This window comes from Halomonas sp. I5-271120, assembly GCF_030553075.1.
In the GTDB taxonomy this organism is placed as follows: Bacteria; Pseudomonadota; Gammaproteobacteria; order Pseudomonadales; family Halomonadaceae; genus Onishia; species Onishia taeanensis_A.
Window position 1 is genome coordinate 37,506 of the sequence record NZ_CP130701.1, and the last position, 15,476, is coordinate 52,981.

The 15,476-nt window shown below is 64.2% G+C and carries 12 protein-coding genes; 6 read left to right on the top strand and 6 right to left on the bottom strand.

What is annotated here, in order from left to right; genetic code table 11:
* Positions 1–6 precede the first annotated feature (6 nt).
* From Q2K57_RS00165 to Q2K57_RS00190, 6 genes are all read right to left on the bottom strand, one after another.
* A complete protein-coding gene (locus tag Q2K57_RS00165; protein WP_112054833.1) occupies positions 7–1,005 on the bottom strand; it encodes an adenosine deaminase in 999 nt (332 codons plus the stop codon).
* 108 nt (positions 1,006–1,113) lie between these two features.
* Complete coding sequence (cydC, locus tag Q2K57_RS00170) at positions 1,114–2,814, bottom strand: thiol reductant ABC exporter subunit CydC (RefSeq protein WP_112054834.1); 1,701 nt, start codon at positions 2,812–2,814, stop codon at positions 1,114–1,116.
* A gap of 25 nt (positions 2,815–2,839) precedes the next feature.
* Positions 2,840–4,597: a thiol reductant ABC exporter subunit CydD gene (cydD, locus tag Q2K57_RS00175; protein WP_304525856.1), complete on the bottom strand. Its 1,758-nt coding sequence runs from the start codon at positions 4,595–4,597 to the stop codon at positions 2,840–2,842.
* Between the two features lie 4 nt (positions 4,598–4,601).
* On the bottom strand, positions 4,602–5,603 hold the full coding sequence (gene cydB / locus Q2K57_RS00180; RefSeq protein ID WP_112054836.1) for a cytochrome d ubiquinol oxidase subunit II: 1,002 nt from the start codon (positions 5,601–5,603) through the stop codon (positions 4,602–4,604).
* Positions 5,604–5,606: 3 nt separating this feature from the next.
* Entirely contained in the window at positions 5,607–7,022 is a 1,416-nt protein-coding gene (locus tag Q2K57_RS00185) for a cytochrome ubiquinol oxidase subunit I (RefSeq protein WP_112054837.1), read from the bottom strand.
* 208 nt (positions 7,023–7,230) lie between these two features.
* Positions 7,231–8,217: a calcium/sodium antiporter gene (locus tag Q2K57_RS00190; RefSeq protein ID WP_112054838.1), complete on the bottom strand. Its 987-nt coding sequence runs from the start codon at positions 8,215–8,217 to the stop codon at positions 7,231–7,233.
* Between the two features lie 109 nt (positions 8,218–8,326).
* Here Q2K57_RS00190 and Q2K57_RS00195 point away from each other — a divergent pair, with 109 nt between their 5' ends.
* The 6 genes from Q2K57_RS00195 (at position 8,327) to Q2K57_RS00220 (ending at position 15,458) form a co-directional block, all read left to right on the top strand.
* Positions 8,327–9,733: a paraquat-inducible protein A gene (locus Q2K57_RS00195; protein ID WP_112054839.1), complete on the top strand. Its 1,407-nt coding sequence runs from the start codon at positions 8,327–8,329 to the stop codon at positions 9,731–9,733.
* Complete coding sequence (gene pqiB / locus Q2K57_RS00200) at positions 9,723–11,387, top strand: intermembrane transport protein PqiB (protein WP_112054840.1); 1,665 nt, start codon at positions 9,723–9,725, stop codon at positions 11,385–11,387. The genes Q2K57_RS00195 and pqiB overlap by 11 nt, the downstream gene beginning before the upstream one ends.
* A 17-nt stretch (positions 11,388–11,404) precedes the next feature.
* Entirely contained in the window at positions 11,405–12,013 is a 609-nt protein-coding gene (locus tag Q2K57_RS00205; RefSeq protein ID WP_112054841.1) for a membrane integrity-associated transporter subunit PqiC, read from the top strand.
* Between the two features lie 172 nt (positions 12,014–12,185).
* On the top strand, positions 12,186–13,529 hold the full coding sequence (locus Q2K57_RS00210) for a DEAD/DEAH box helicase (protein WP_304525857.1): 1,344 nt from the start codon (positions 12,186–12,188) through the stop codon (positions 13,527–13,529).
* Between the two features lie 132 nt (positions 13,530–13,661).
* Positions 13,662–14,210: a hypothetical protein gene (locus Q2K57_RS00215; protein WP_304525858.1), complete on the top strand. Its 549-nt coding sequence runs from the start codon at positions 13,662–13,664 to the stop codon at positions 14,208–14,210.
* Between the two features lie 27 nt (positions 14,211–14,237).
* The gene (locus tag Q2K57_RS00220; RefSeq protein ID WP_304525859.1) at positions 14,238–15,458 is read left to right on the top strand and encodes an MFS transporter; all 1,221 of its coding nucleotides are present in this window, start codon (positions 14,238–14,240) and stop codon (positions 15,456–15,458) included.
* The last annotated feature ends 18 nt before the right edge of the window (positions 15,459–15,476 follow it).

Sequence of the window (15,476 nt, forward strand, 5' to 3'; positions counted from 1 at the left end):
GGCCCCTTAGCCGGCCACCGCCGAGAGGCGCTTGAGCAACTCATCGCGACGCGCCTCACTCATGAAGGCGGCCTCGATGGCGTTGCGAGCCAGGTCGACGAAGGTCTCCTCCGACCAGCCGAAGGCACGCTCGCAAGCCATGAAGTTCTCAAGCATGCCGCCACCGAAGTAGGCCGGGTCATCCGAGTTCAGGGTCAACGTCAGCCCCGCCTCGAGCAGCGCTGGCAGTGGATGCTGATCCAGCTGTTCGACGACCTTGAGGCGCACATTGGACAACGGGCATATGGTGAGCGGCAAACGACGCTCGACCAGCTCGGCGACCAGCGCCGGGTCCTCGAGGCAGCGCACGCCGTGGTCGACGCGGCAGACGTCGAGCTGCTCCATGGCCTCACGAATATAGCTCGCCGGCCCCTCTTCGCCTGCATGGGCCACCCGGGGCAGCCCGAGAGCCTTGGCACGCTCGAAAACGGCGGCGAACTTGGACGGCGGATGACCGAGCTCGGCGCTGTCGAGCCCCACCGCGTCGATCATTTCCCAGTAGGGGGCGGCCAGCTCGAGCACCTCCATGGCCTCATCGGCGGAGCGGTCGCGCAGGAAGCTCATGATCAGCGCCGAGGTCAGGTCCAGCTCGCGCTCGGCCAGGCGCATGGCCCGGGTCAGGCCTTCCATCTGCACGTCAAACCGGATGCCGCGGCTGAGGTGCGCCTGGGGGTCGAAGGACAGCTCGATGTGCACCACACCCTCGGCATGAGCGCGGCGGAAGTAATCCATGGCCAGGTCGAAGAAGTCCTCAGCGGTACGCAGCACCGCCATGCCCTGATAATAGAGATTCAGAAAAGACTGCAGGTCGTCGAAGTCATAGGCGGCCCGTACCTCTTCCACTGAGGCATAGGGCAGCGCCACGCCGTTGCGCTGGGCCAGGGCGAACATCAGTTCCGGCTCGAGGGAGCCCTCGATATGCAGATGCAGCTCGGCTTTCGGCAGGCGGGTAAGGAAGTCTTGCATGGTGCTCTCCATTCGGTCTCGCGCCTATCGTGGGGCATGTCTCGCATCCACGCAAAGCCTTTGCACACGGCTGTTTTTACACGCTTTACACACACGCTGTTGACGCAGCTAGCAAAGACGACCGTCACGCAGGGTCAGCGAACGGTTGATGCCCGGCGGGTCGCTGCCATCGTGACGCAGCTGATGCACCAGATAGAGCACGGTGCGACCGGAAAGCCAGGTATCCAGACGCTCGGCAATGCGTGCGGCCATGGGACGATCAAGGCCGGCGAAGGGCTCATCAAGGATCACCAGCGGCGCCTCCAGCAGCAGCACGCGTGCAAGCACCAGACGACGCGCCTGACCGCCAGACAGTTGCCGACCGCCTTCGCCAACCCGGGTCTCGAGCCCTTGAGCCAGTTCGCGGGCCCAGTCGGCCAGCTCGACGACCTCAAGCGCTTGCCACAGCGCAGCCTCGTCGGCCTCGGGGTCGGCCAGGCGCAGATTGGCGGCGATGCTGTCGTCGAAGAGCTCACTGTGCTGGGTGAGATAAGCCGTGCGGGTGCGCAGATCATCGAGCGATAAGGTGTTGAGCGCGATGCCATCACGCTGCACCTCGCCCTGATCCGGGTCGAGCAAGCGCACCAGCAGGGCCGCCACGCTGGACTTGCCAGCACCCGAAGCACCCAGCAGCGCTAGACGCTCGCCGGGCTCTAGGTTGAGATCAAGCCCATCCAGGGCCGGGGACAGCGCCCCCGGATAGTGCAGGGTGATGTTGCGAAGGCCAAGCGCCGGAGCGGCCCCGGTCAGCGCGACCGACGCTTCCGCTTCGGCAAGCACGCTGCGTGAGCGACCCAGGGCATTGAGGCGTCGCGCCGCGGCGCGGGTCGCCCCCAGCGCGGTGAATGAAGCCGGCAGCGCCCCCAACGCCTCGCCCATGGCCAGCACGGCCAGCGGCATCATCACCATCAGGGGCCCTGACAGCGCCTCGGCCCGATAGGCCTCGGCGGCGAGCCACAGTGCCAGCACAGCCGTCAGACTGACGCCCAAACCCACCAGGGCATTGCCCAGGGCGGCTATCCGCCCCAGGTGCCACTGATCCGCGTAGAGCGTGGCCTGGTCCGCGTCGATACGCGCCCGATGATGGCTCAGTGTGCCGTAACTCGTCAGCTCGGCGAGGCCCTGCAGGGTCTCGAGAATGCGGCCCCGCAGATGATCGAGGGTGGCAACGCGACGAGTGCTGGCGGCCATGCCCAGGGAGGCCTGGCCCACTACCAGCCAGGCCCAGAGCGCGAGTAGCACACCGCCGACCGCCAGGCCCGCCGGCAACAGGAAAATCCCCAACAGGCCACTCACCAGCGCGATGGCCAGCAGGGCCACCAAAGGTGGCGCCAATAAACGCAGATAGAGGCTGTCCAGCGTATCGATATCGGCGGTCAAGCGGTTGAGCCATTCGCTGGCCCGCCGCCGACCCAGCGCCCGGGCATCGAGCCGGGCCAACACCGCGAACATACCGCTACGCAGCTCGGCAAGGAGACGCAGCACGCTGTCATGGTTGTAGACCCGTTCCAGATAGCGGGCAGCCGTGCGCAGCACAGCGAAGAAGCGGATGCCTCCGCCAGGGGCGTAGACATCGAGGCTTGCCGCCATGCCCGCAGCCAGCATCGCGCCGGTCAGTGCGGTGGCCGTGATAAACCAGCCGGATAGCGCCAGCAGGCCGATTGCCGCGCCCACCGTCAGCGCCAGCAGCAGGGCACCCAGCGCCATCCGCGACCGCCGCGTGGCAAGCAGCTTGAGCCAGGGGCGCAGTTCGCTTATTAACGTTCTCATATTAGCGTTCTCAGTATCAGAGCTCTCATGCCATGGCCTCCTCGACCCTCTGACCTGCCTGTATGCGCACGACCCGGTCGGCCATCGACATCAGCGCCGGGTGGTGGGTTGCGATGACCAGGGTCCGCCCTTCCTCGACAAGCCGTGCAAGCGACGCTGCCACTTCGGCTTCGCTGTCTTCATCGAGGCTCGCGGTGGGTTCATCGAGCAGCACCAGCGACGCATCGCTCAGGAAGACCCGGGCCAGCGCCAGACGCTGGGCCTGGCCACCGGACAGCCCGGCCCCGCGCTCACCGATCGGCGTCTCGAGGCCTTCTGGTAGTCGCGACAGCAAGCCGGCGAGCCCGGCTCGCTTGAGCGCTTCTCGCATACGCTCATCACTCGCCTGGGTATCGGCAAGCCGCAGGTTGTCAGCGATCGTGCCCTGAATCACCAGTGGACGCTGATCCATCCAGGCCGGCCGAACATCACTCGTCATCTCGACCCTTCCGTGGCTTGGGGCCACGAAACCGGCGATCAACTGCAGCAGGGTCGACTTGCCGGCACCCGAGGGCCCCACCAGGGCGATCACCTCGCCTCGCGATACCTCGAGGGACACAGGCCCAAGCACCTGGCCGCGGCCGACGTGCTCAACGCAGACGTCGGTGAGCCGAACCGCAGCGTCGCCATGCGCCCTATCCGCCGCACTATCCGCCGCACTATCCGCCGCACTATCCACCGCACTATCCGCCGCACTATGCGCGGCGCTGGCCGCCGGCCGCGTTCTGGACGCCTCTGGTGGCGTCTCGTTGAGGATGCCCACCAGCGCCTCGGCAGCGCCCAGGGCCGCGGCACGATCATGATAGTGCTGGGAAAGGCTGCGCAGTGGCTGGAAGAACTCCGGCGCCAGCAGAAGGATCGTCAGGCCACTGAACAGGGTCAGTGACGGCGAGGGGCCATAGGCGATATAGCCCAAAAGGCCGAAGCCCACGTAGATGGCAATCACCGCGATGGCCACCGAGGCGAAGAACTCGAGCACCGCCGAGGAAAGAAAGGCGATGCGCAGGGTCTTCATGCTGCGCGCACGATAGTCATCGGCGGCACCGAACACTTCTCCGGCGGCCGTGGCGGTTCGCCCAAACAGTTGAAGCGTGGTGATGCCACGCACCCGGTCAAGGAAATGCCCTGAGAGTCGCGTCACGGCAGCAAACTGCGCCTGGTTGAGGCGCTGGGCTCCCATACCCACCAGGGCCATGAACAGAGGAATCAGCGGTGCTGCCAACAGCAGAAATATCGCCGCCAGCCAATCGAGGCCCAGCACGATGGCAAAGATCACCAGCGGCAGCGCGGTGGCCAGCCGAAGTTGGGGCAGGAAACGCGCAAAATAGCCGTCCAGCGCTTCAACCTGCTCGACCAGCTGACTGCCAAGGCCCGCCGAGTGGCGGGATGATAGCCGCACCGGGCCCAGCGCCGTCAGTTGATCGAGCAGCGCCGTCCGTGCTCGGGCGCGAATCGCAAGACTGGCCGCTTGCGCAGTGGTTTCCTGAGCCCACTGCGCCAGGGCACGAAGCCCCAACACGCCGATCAAGGCCACAAACAAAACGCCAACCGGCGCCTCAGGGGCGCCGGTCAGCAGTCGGTCAATGATGATGGCCAGCAGCACCATCTGAACGATGGTGCAGAGCCCTACCCCCAGGCCGGCAAGGGTGGCAAGCGTCAGTCGGCGACGCTCGCCGGCGGCCAATTCCTTGAGCCAGCGCTTGGGGGTGAGGGGTTCCTGATGGCTCGCGTCATGAGCTTGCATGCGGTCAGTGGTAGCCTTCGCCGGTCCGCACCTTGCCGCGGAATACCCAGTAGGTCCAGGCGGTGTAGGTCAGAATGATGGGGATCACGAACAGCATGCCCAGCAGCAGGAAGAGCTGGGATTCCGGCGCCGACGCGGCGTCCCAGATGGTGTAATCCGGCGGCACTATCACCGGCCACTTGCTCGCCACCAGCCCCAGATAGGTGAAGATGAACATGCCCAGTGTGGCCACGAAAGGCATGCCTTCACGGCGATGGCTCACCCAGCGATAGATGCCATAGGCACAGGCCATTGCCAGCACCGGCAGCAGCCAAATCAGCGAGGCCTGACCGAACCAGCGCTCACGCACGCTACCGTCGACGAAGGGGGTCCAGGCACTGATGATGGCGAACACCACCAGCACTGCGGCCAACAGCTTAGGCGTTATGCGATAGGCCCACTCCTGAACGTGGCCTTCCGACTTCAATATCAGCCAGGTGGCACCCAGTAGGGAGTAGCCCGCCACCATGCCAAGGCCAGTGAGCACGGTAAACGGAGTCAGCCAGTCCAGTGCACCGCCGACATAGACGAAGCCTTCGGTCTCGAAACCCTGAATGTAGGTACCGACTACCGCACCCTGGGCGAAGGTGGCGACCGCCGAGCCCCAGCAGAAGGCACGGTTCCACCAATGGCGATTACGCTTGGACTTGAAGCGAAACTCGAAGGCCACGCCACGGAAGATCAACCCGGCCAGCATCAGGAAGACGCCGATATAGAGCGCCGGCAGGAACACCGAGTAGACCAGCGGGAAGGCGCCCAGCAGGCCCGCTCCACCCAGCACCAGCCAGGTTTCATTGCCGTCCCAGATCGGTGCCACGGAGTTCATCATCACATCCCGTGAATCTTCATCCGGGGCGAAGGGAAAGAGGATGCCAAGGCCCAGATCGAAACCGTCCATCAGCACATACATGATGATCCCGAAGCCGATGATGCCGGCCCAGATCAATGACAAGTCGAAGGTTTGCATGGCTTAGCTCCTGACCGGATGACCGGCATCATCGTCGAAGGGAATGTGAGCGGCGGAAAGCGGACGCTTGGCACGCTCGATATCATCGACCACGGTTTCCTGATCGTGGGGCAGCATCCCCTGACGAATAACCCGCAACAGGTAATAAACTCCGCAGCAGAACACCACGGCATAGACCGCGATGTACCCGATCAGCGTGAACAGCGCCATACCGCCGGTCAGCGATGGTGTCAGCGCCTCGGCCTGTGTCATCAGGCCGTAGACCAGCCAGGGCGACCGGCCCCCTTCGGTGACGAACCAACCGGCCAGTACTGCGATAAAGGGCGAGACCCCCATGGCAACCAGCACCTTGAGGTAGCGATCACTCTTGTAGACCCGACCGCCGCGACGCAGCACCAGGCCGGCCACCGCCACACCAATCATCGCAAGGCCCAGCGCCACCATCACGCGGAAGGACCAGAACACCAGCGGTACGAACGGCTGCTCATCGCGCGGCACGTCCTTGAGACCGGGCACCACCCCATTCACGTCGTGCCTCAGGATCAGGCTGGCCAGGCTCGGGATACCAATCTCAAAACGGTTTTCCTGGGCATCCATGTCTGGCAGTGCAAACAGCAGCAGCGGCGTATGAGACTGGGTTTCCCAGTTGCCTTCCATGGCCGCCACCTTGGTCGGCTGATGCTCGAGGGTATTGAGGCCGTGGAAGTCACCGATCACCGCCTGAGCCGGCGCCAGCACCAGCAGCAGCCACAGACACATGGACAGTGCCTTCTTGTTGGCCGACTCATCGCGACCTCGCAGCAGGTAGTAGGCGCTGACGGCCGCGACCACGAAGCCGCCCGTCAGGAAGGACGCTGTAGCCATGTGCAGGAAGCGATACCAGAAGGACGAATTGAAAATCGCTGTCGACCAGGAGGTCACGTGGAAGGTGCCATCAATCAGCTCAACGCCGGCCGGTGTCTGCATCCAGCTATTGGCAGAGAGGATCCAGAAGGCAGAGATAAAGGTCCCCATGGCCACCATGGTAGCGGCAAACAGGTGGACCCCTTGCGGGACCTTGCCACGACCGAACAGCAGCACGCCGAGGAAGCCCGCCTCGAGGAAGAATGCCGTCACCACCTCATAGCTGAGCATCGGCCCCAGGAAGTTGGCCGAAGCCTGAGCGAAATTGCTCCAGTTGGTGCCGAACTGGAAGGACATCACGATGCCGGACACCACCCCCATGCCGAACACCACCGCAAACACCCGTGTCCAGAAGATCGCGAGACGCTCCCAGGCGGGGTTGCCGTTGGCAAAGAAAAGACCATTCAGCAACGCGATGTAGGACGCCAACCCGATCGTGAAGACCGGAAAGATGGCGTGGAAGGACACCACGAACGCGAACTGAAGACGCGACAGAATGAGTGGATCAAGCTCCATAAGAGCCTCCTAGTCCTTGGATAATGGCAATACCGCTAGTGGAATTCACTGCCATGCATTGAGGATACAACTGACAGAACCAATGCTAAGGCAAAGCTGCATGAAAATCGTCGTTTGAGGTGTGTCGCGATGCCGCACTTGTCCCTGTAGAACCTGTGTTCTTTTGCCGCACACCTGGTTCACAGGGACTAGGCTTTATTCCGTTAAGTCAAACGTCTGCCAGCAATACGACTCGGATCAGATAGATGCTGTAACCGAGGAAAAGGGCCAGTAGCAGCCCACCCTCGAGGCGATTGATGCGACCGCCGCGCCCCTTGAACCCGATGGCAAACACCGTCATCGCCAGGGTCATCACCGCCATGACCGGCCAGTCCCGAAACATGACCTCGCCGCCTACCTGAATCGGCGTAATCACGCCGGCAAGTCCTACCACACCCAGGGTGTTGAAGAGGTTCGAGCCCACCACATTCCCCAGCACCAGGTCGTGCTCGCCACGCCGCAGGGCACTTAATGAGGAGGCAAGCTCCGGCAACGAGGTACCAATTGCCACGACCGTCAAGCCGATGATCAGGTCGCTGACGCCGAAGGTCTGAGCAATGGCCACCGCGCCCCAGACCAGCAGACGGGAGCTCGCCACCAACAGCACCAGCCCCACCAGCGTCCAGAGCACACTGACCTTAAGCGACATCGGATGGCTGTCGAGACTGTGGTCGGTTTCGCTTGCCAAGGTGTCGCTGGCGACCTCCGTCTGGCGCCCCTGCCAGATACTCGCGGCGATAAAAATCGCCAGGGCCAGCAGCAGAACGATCGACTCCGCGGTGCTGATCACTCCATCGCGAAGCTGCCAGGCAGACAAAAGTGTAGCAGCACAGAGGATAGGCAACTCCCGGCGCAGCACACCGGACTGCACTGCCAGTGGTGCGATCAGCGCCACCAGCCCGAGAATCAGACCAATGTTGGTGATGTTGGAGCCATAGGCGTTGCCCAGCGCCAGGCCAGGATTATCCTGAGCCGCCGCCAGCGCCGAGACCATCAGCTCCGGGGCCGAGGTGCCAAAGCCGATCACCAGCATGCCAATCAGCAGGGGCGACAGCCCCAGATAACGGGATGTCGCTGCCGCCCCGTCGACAAATCGCTCGGCGCTCCATACCAAGAGCGCCAGTCCTGCGACGACCGCCAATATTGGCAAGCCCATATATCCCTCTCCTTTTAATTCCTGCGTGGTCTTGTCTATCGCCGCGTGCCGCCGCCGCACTGTAGCATCGTCAACCGTCGTGATTGTATGTATTCGACCAGCCGTCATAATGGGGGAAAGAAGGAACTTGGCCTTGATCGATACGCTCACCCCAGACCCGCACCTTCCCGTGCAGGAAGGCCCTCCCGAGGCCCATATGTCTCGGCGGCGCCTGCGCGCCTGCCATGAATGCGACTGGCTGGTGCGCTTGCCGCCGCTGCACCACGGCCAGAGCGCCGACTGCCCGCGCTGTGGCCATACGCTATCGACGCGACATTACCGCCCCGCTCAGCGCAGCCTGGCCCTGGCCATTGCCGCGCTGCTCGCCCTGATCATGGCCGTTAGCCTGCCCTTCGTCAGCTTCCAGGTCAGTGGCATTGGCAATCGCATCGTCCTCACCCAGACCGCCACCAGCCTGATTGCCATGCATCAGCCGCTGGTGGCGATCGGCGTGGTGCTGACCACGATCGTCTTACCGATGGTCTACCTGGTCAGCGTTATCTGGCTGCAGATCGGCCTGCTACGACGCACCCTGCTGCCGGCCAGTCGCGACATTGCCAGGGCCCTGTCCCACCTGCACCCCTGGATGATGGCGGATGTCTTCATCATTGGCGCCCTGGTCAGCCTGATCAAGATTGCCGGCATGGCCGAGGTCTCGCTGGGCCTGGCCTTCTGGGCCTTCTGCTGCTTTGCCCTGCTGTTACTGTTGACGACCCAATCGCTGGATGCCGACTGGATGTGGTTCTCGCTGGTCGGCGAGCCCGCCGCACCTGAAGGTGTCGTGACGGGTGCCCGGGCCTCGCCCCAGGGCCTGACCGGCTGCCCTACCTGCGGTCTGGTCAATCGCCTGGACACGGACGGCAGCGGACGCTGTCAGCGCTGCGGCGAGCGACTGCATGCACGACTGCCTTATAGCCTGCAGCGCACCTGGGCCCTGCTGGCGGCAGCGACCCTGCTCTACCTGCCCGCCAATCTATATCCGATCATGATCACCACGTCCCTGGGCCATACGGAACCTTCGACAATCATCGGCGGGGTCATCACGCTGTGGCAGCATGGCTCCTATCCGATTGCCGCCGTCATTTTCATCGCCAGTATTCTGGTGCCGGTGAGCAAGCTAATCGCCATGGCCTGGCTGTGCCTGAGGGTGCCTCGCAGCGATGATCTGCAGGGCGTATCACGCACTCGCCTGTACCGCATCACCGAGTTTGTCGGGCGCTGGTCGATGGTCGATGTGTTCGTGGTGGCCATCCTGGTGGCGCTGATTCGCGCCGGCAACCTGATGTCCATCGCCCCGGGGCCGGCCGCTCTGGCCTTCGGCGCGGTCGTCGTACTGACCATGCTCTCGGCCATGGCCTTCGATCCGCGGCTGATATGGGATCCACCCCTGACCCGACCCGGCCACAGCGACACCGGGCATGGCGACGACATGCCGCCCTCTTCTTCCGATCACAAGGACGTTGCCCATGACCACTGAGCCACATGGCCAGGACACGCCGCCCACCCGCGCCAGTATCAGCCGGCATTCGCGGCTGTCACCGATCTGGATCGTCCCGCTCGTCGCGTTGCTGATCGGCGCATGGCTGCTGTATGACGATTACGTAAGCCGCGGCCCACAGATCACGCTGATCATGAGCAACGCTGAGGGCATCGAGGCCGGCAGCACCCTGATCAAGACCCGCAACGTCGAGATCGGCCGTGTCGAGCAGGTGCGGCTATCCAGCGACCTGAGCCATATCCGGGTGATCGCCCGCATGAGCCCTGATGTGGAGCCCATGCTGGTCGAGGACACCCGCTTCTGGGTCGTCAAGCCCCGCATCGGCCGGGAGGGCATCAGCGGTCTCAACACCGTGCTGTCAGGCGCCTACATCCAGCTGCAACCCGGCAGCAGCGAGGAGCCGAGTAACCGCTTCGAGGTGCTCGACCAACCTCCGGTGGCGCCCGCCGATGCCAAGGGCATCCGCGTCAACCTGGTGGGTCAGCTCGGCAATTCGCTGAGCGTCGGCGACCCCGTCACCTACCAGGGGTTCACCGTCGGCCGGGTCGAGGAAGCTCGCTTCGATCCCGAAACCCGCCGGATGCGCCACCGCGCCTTCATCGAAACCCCCTATGACGTGCTGGTCACCGACAGCACCCGCTTCTGGCCGGCCAGCGGCATCGACCTGAAACTCGATTCAGAAGGCGTGAGCGTCAACGTCGAATCCCTTGAAGCACTACTTGGCGGCGGCGTGACCTTCGGCGTCCCCGAGGATGTGCCCCTTGGCCAGCCGGTGTCAGAGGACACGACCTTTACGCTCTACGAGGATGCCGAAAGTGCCCGCCAGGGAACCTTCAACCGCTACCTGGAATATGTCCTGCTGGTCGATGACACGGTGCGCGGTCTGTCTCGGGGGGCGCCGGTGGAATTCCGTGGTGTACGTGTCGGCACCGTGGCAAGCGTTCCCTGGGAGTTCAGCATCGATCAACGCTCGCGCCGCTCGGGCTTCGCCATCCCCGTGCTGATCCGCATCGAGCCACAGCGGCTCGGCGAGGATCTTGAGAGCCTGGATATCGAGACCTGGCGAAAGCGCTTCGAAGGCTGGTTCGAGAACGGCCTGCGGGCCTCGCTGAAGGCCGGCAACCTGCTCACTGGCGCACTCTATGTCGACCTCAACTTCCAGCGCCCCGCCGCCAACGAATATCTGGCCGACAGCTACCAGGACCGCCCGGTGTTCCCCACGACACCGGCTGGGCTTGCGCAGATCGAGCAGAAGGTCTCGAGCCTGCTCGACAAGCTCAATGGTCTCGAGGTGGAACCCGTGCTCGACGGTTTGAACCGCAACCTCGCCGCCTCGCGGGATATGCTCGAGGAAGTGCGGGCGCTGACCGAAAGCGTCAAATCGCTGACCGACAACCCCGACACGCAGAACCTGCCGGGCACACTCACCTCGACCCTGAAAGAGCTCAGGACCACCCTTGAGGGACTGTCACCAGGGTCCACGGCCTACGACGAGCTGACCGGCAGCCTCGAGCGTTTCGACGCCCTGATGCGTGACCTGGAGCCGGTCGCCAAGACCCTGAGCGAGCAACCCAATGCCTTGATCTTCGATCGCCCCCGCGGCGAGGATCCTCAACCGCGAGCCCCCCGATGAACGGCAAGGAGAGCACGATGACCGTGATCCGTACCCTGGTCCTGCTGGGCCTGTTGAGTTGGCTTGCCGGCTGCGCCACCAGCGCCGCGCCGACCCGCCACTATGGTCTGCCACCCGATCAGATGGCCGCCCCTCAAGCCGGCATCAGCGCGACGAACGGCCAGCGAAGCGATCCACAGGTGCTGGTCGTTCGCCCGCTGGCTGTGGCGAGTTTTCTCGAGCAGCAAGGCATCGTGCTGCAGCTTGACGACATCACCTTGAACCCGGCCCAGGACCACCTCTGGGCCGAGGAACTCGGCCCGATGCTCGAACGCGGCCTGCGGCGCCGTCTGGCCCATCGCCTGCCGAGCACTCGCATACTGGCAGAAGCCAACCCGGCGGCACCGCCCAGGGCCATGACCCTGCGTCTGGAAATCGAGAGCTTCCAGGGCCGTTACGATGGCCAGGCAGTGGCCGCCGGGCAGTGGCAGTTGCGTGACGCCGAGGGCAAGTTGCTGACCCTTGATACCTTCGAGGTCGAAACACCGCTGGATGCCGATGGCTACCCGGCCCTCGTGCGGGCCCTCGGCCAGAGCTGGGATGAGCTGGCCGACCGGCTCGCCGAACGTATCCGCAGGTTACGCTGAGCGGGCGAAGCGCCATAAAGCTGCGCCCAGCAGATTTTTCTGTCATCATGCGCATCCGCGGCACTTTATGGTCCCTCCTGCCGCGTCTGTCACCGATTTTTTCCTCACGGCACCGCCCGGGACTCGCGCCACCTCACCGGCGAGCGGCGGTGACGTGTTATCCGGAGTTTGCATGAGCTTTTCCGACCTTGGCCTGCGTAGCGAACTGCTGCGCGCCGTCGAAGAACAAGGCTATACCGTTCCCACCCCCATCCAGCTCAAGGCCATCCCGGCCGTGCTCAAGGGTGGTGATCTCCTCGCCAGTGCCCAGACCGGCACCGGCAAAACCGCCGGCTTCACCCTGCCACTGTTGCAGCGTCTCGCCGACGGCCCGCGCCCCAAGGCCCGTCAGATTCGCGCCCTGGTGCTGACCCCGACCCGTGAGCTTGCCGCCCAGATCGGCGAAAATGTTACCGGCTATGGCCGCCACCTGAACCTGACCTCCAAGGTGATCTTCGGCGGTGTCGGCCAGCAGCCCCAGGTCGATGCCATCCGTCCGGGCCTCGATATCCTCGTCGCCACCCCGGGTCGCCTGCTGGACCTGCATCAGCAGCGTCACATCGACCTCTCCCAGGTCGAGACCCTGGTGCTCGATGAAGCCGACCGCATGCTCGACATGGGCTTCATCCACGACATCAAGAAACTCCTGCGCCTGCTCCCGGCGAAGCGCCAGAACCTGCTGTTCTCGGCGACCTTCTCCAACGAGATCCAGACGCTGGCCAATCAGCTGCTCGACAAGCCGACGATGATCGAAGTAGCGCGGCGCAACACCACCGCCGAGACCGTCGATCAGGCCATCTACAAGGTCGACCGCGAGAAGAAACGTGAGCTGCTGGCCCACCTGATCACCGAGCATCAGTGGTATCAGGTGCTGGTCTTCACCCGCACCAAGCACGGCGCCAACCGCCTAGCCGAGCAGCTCTCGAAGCAGAACATCCCGTCGATGGCGATCCACGGCAACAAGAGCCAGTCTGCGCGCACCAAAGCGCTGGCGGCCTTCAAGTCGGGAGACCTGCAAGTGCTGGTGGCCACCGACATCGCCGCCCGTGGCCTGGATATCAGCGAGCTGCCCCATGTGGTGAACTTCGAGCTGCCCAACGTGGCGGAAGATTATGTCCACCGTATCGGCCGCACCGGCCGTGCCGGCAGCGAAGGTCAGGCGGTCTCGCTGGTCTGCGTCGACGAACATGGTCTGCTCAAGGGCATCGAGCGGCTGATCAAACGCGACCTCGAGAAGCGCATCGAGCCGGGCTTCGAGCCCGACCCCAACGCCAAGCCGGAGCCCATCGAAAACGGTCGCGGCAAGGGCAGCGGTCGCGGACGTTCTGGAAGCGGCCGCGGTGGAAACGGGGACACTGGCCGTGGTGGAAATGGCAATGGCCGCGGCGGCAATGGCGGCAATGGCGGCAATGGCCAGCGCCGTCAGGATGAGGCCCGCGCGCCTCGCCGCCGCGCTCGGCGCCCCCAGCAGGCCTGATGACGCCGGGTGCCTGAGACGCCTGTGGCGGAGTTTGCGCCCGCAGGAGCAATTCCGATGCCGCCGCTGGCGGCATCGTCTCGAAAAGGCGGCGCAAGGATGCGTCAATGGTGACAAGTGAGAAGGAATCTCATGTTCAACTGGATAGCTCGCCATAAACCGCCAGTGGTCTGGATCATCAAGCAACTCGACGACCTCGAGCAGCTTGATGCTCAAGTTCTGCACCTCTGCGGCCAAGGTGAGGCTATCGGTCCGGGCAGCGTCCGAAAACGCCGAAAAGACCTGGCCAAGGGGGACTTCCAGGGCCAGGTCCGCTTCTCGGACTCAGGCATCACTCTGCATGCTAATCTGTTCTCAGCCCTGGTGCCCGTTGCTGACCTGGAATGGCTGGACCAACGACATGTTCGCTGGCAAGCGCGCCTTTGGAGAGTTGCCTGGGTACCTGAGCGTTGCTGGGCCTATCGAGGGCCACTGACCATCGATGATGCGACGGGTCCCGAGGGGAGTCTTATCAGCACCGAGGATATGAGCATCTTTCGAGAGAAGCTCAGCACCCGCAACACGCCCGCTCCCTCCAGTCGCTGGTGGGAACTTGTAGCACTTGGTGACGAACAGCGGCGCTTCGATTACACATCGATCCCGGACTCGCACCGACTGGCCGCGAACTCCCGAAAGCGCTGAACGCTTTCCTATCTAGATATCACTGCCATGACCAACACCACCACGCCTCGCACACCGCTGCTGGGTTTTCTGCTGCTGATGATCCTGGTCGGGATCAACCTGCGCCCGGCGCTATCGTCGCTGGCACCCGTTCTGGCTCGCATCCAGGCGGATACCGGGCTTTCCCCGACCAGCATCGGCGCCTTGACCACCCTGCCTGTCGTCTGCCTGGGACTCTTCGCCCCGCTGGCACCCTGGCTTGCCAAGCGGGTCGGCGCGGAGCGCGCCCTGTCTCTGGCGCTGGTGCTGTTGGCACTGGCGCTTTCGTTGCGGGCATCTGCCCTCACCTGGCTCCTGTTTCTCGGCACCTTGCTGGCGGGTGGCGCCATCGGTATTGCCGGCAGCCTGCTGCCTGCCCTGGTCAAGCGCGAGCTGCCCCAGGGCGCCGATCTGATGACCGGCGTCTACACCATGGCCCTGTGCCTGGGGGGCGCGATGGGGGCCGGCCTAAGCATCCCCCTTGCCGATGCCTTAGGCAGCTGGCGGTTGGCGCTAGGCAGTTGGGCCCTGATCGCCGTGATGGCCCTGGTGGTCTGGCGCTGGCGCATGCCACACCCCTGGCCGGATCGCCAGGCGGCCTCCACGCCCGCTCCCAAGGCTCGGCTGCTGAAAAGCGCCCTGGCCTGGCAGGTCACGCTATTGATGGGATCGATGTCATCGCTTGCCTATATCGTCTTTGGCTGGCTGCCGGTGCTGCTGCAGCGCCGTGGCCTCAGCGAACAGGAGGCCGGCTGGCTGCTGGCCATATCGGTCATGTTCCAGTTGGTGTCGGCCATAGGCGCACCCTGGCTTGCCCGGCTCGGCCGCGACCAGCGACCTGCCCTGCTGCTGATGCTTGCTGCCAACGGCGCCGGCATGATGCTACTGCTGCTCGGTCCGGTGGAGTATCGCTGGCCGGGCGTGGTGTTACTGGGTCTCGGCCAGGGCGGCTGCTTCAGCATGGCCCTGACCCTGGTGGTACTGCGCAGCGGCGACTCACGGCTTGCCGGCAAGCTGTCGGGCATGGCTCAAGGGATCGGCTACTGCCTGGCAGCCCTGGGACCCTTGGGCATCGGTATCCTGCTGGATCGCGGCGCCACCTTGCCTCAGGTCTGCCTGATGCTGGGCGCCATCCTGATGCTCGCGGTGATTTTCGCCCTGTTCGCCGGACGTAACCGCCGCCTGGAGTTCGATGGGGACGGGCAGCTCGTCACGAAGCATCGCCCTTGAGCACTGCAGCTGAGTAAT